Consider the following 1,266-nt stretch of genomic DNA (forward strand, 5'->3'; position numbering starts at 1 on the left):
AGCTCGGCAGGATGCGGAGTGTCAGTAAAGAATCCGAAGGTTTTGGCGCTTTAAGTATCTGGAAATCTTCTTGTCGCAGTTTGTTGGTTAACCTGACACGATATTCATATGGAAACCAACTATAGAAGAACTCATACTACTGTTTCTCTAATCAATGATCACTTCGTCTTCTGTCCTCGATACAGAAGAAAGATATTCCTTCGTAAGGATGTAGAAATACGTTTCAAAGGTTTGATGTCCGAAATATGCGAAGAACTGAATATCAAAATTATAGCCTTGGAATGCGATAAAGATCATACGCATATGTTCCTTAACGCCCCTCCAACACTGAGTCCTGCTGACATCATGGCAAAAATAAAGGGAGTAACATCTAAAAAGTTAAGAGAGGAATTTCCTCATCTTCAACATTTGCCGAGTCTCTGGACACGATCCTATTTCGTCTCCACCGCTGGAAATGTATCGAGCGAAACGATTAAACGTTATGTCGAGCAACAAAAAACAAGGGGGTGACACCGTGTCTCAGACGCTGACAGTTAACATTAAACTGAAGCCGACAAAAGAACAGGAAGTTGTTTTAAAAAGCATGGCAGAAACATATATCGAGACGGTCAATCAACTTATCTCTGATATGGTGGATGCTAAAGCGATGCTCAAATTGACAAGTAAAAGTGTTTGCGCTCATCTGCCTAGTGCCGTCAAGAACCAGGTCATCAAAGATGCCCAGAGTGTCTTCCGGAAAGTGAAGAAGTCAAAATACAAGGTCGTCCCTGTCCTGAAGAAACCTTATTGCACATGGAACAACCAGAACTATTCGTTCGATTTTGAGTCCATTTTTCTTCCAATCATGGTAGACGGGAAGGTCAAAAGGACAGAGATCCGTGCCGAGATGGTCGATCGAGACAATCGTAACTTCTCCCTTCTGAATAACAAGCTGGGTACGCTTCGTATCACGAAGAAGTCAAAGAAATGGATGGCTCAAATCGCCGTCACGATCCCCACGACGGAGAAGACCGGTACGAAGGTTCTTGGTGTCGACCTCGGTCTAAAAGTCCCGGCGGTCGCATCGACCGATTGCGACAAGGTGAGGTTCTTTGGGAACGGTCGCGAGAACAAGTTCATGAAACGAAAGTTCCGGGCGAGACGAAAAGAGCTCGGTCAAAAGAAGAAGCTGAACGCGATCAAGAAACTGGACAACAAGGAACAGCGTTGGATGAAAGACAAGGATCACAAGGTGAGCCGTGAGATCGTCGACTTCGCAAAAGAGAA

2 protein-coding genes are annotated in these 1,266 nt (G+C 44.5%); both read left to right on the top strand.

All coding sequences use genetic code 11. The annotated features are described in order from the left end of the window. Window positions 1–108: 108 nt before the first annotated feature. Window positions 109–510 carry an IS200/IS605 family transposase gene (gene tnpA, locus KNO94_RS15065; RefSeq protein WP_214781039.1) on the top strand — a complete coding sequence of 134 codons (402 nt, stop codon included), beginning with the start codon at window positions 109–111 and terminating at the stop codon, window positions 508–510. Between the two features lie 4 nt (window positions 511–514). Further along, on the top strand, window positions 515–1,266 hold a 752-nt coding region (locus KNO94_RS15070), incomplete at its 3' end, for a transposase (RefSeq protein WP_214781042.1).

Origin of the sequence: Exiguobacterium sp. s22 (assembly GCF_018617455.1) — a bacterium.
Classification (GTDB): Bacteria; Bacillota; Bacilli; order Exiguobacteriales; family Exiguobacteriaceae; genus Exiguobacterium.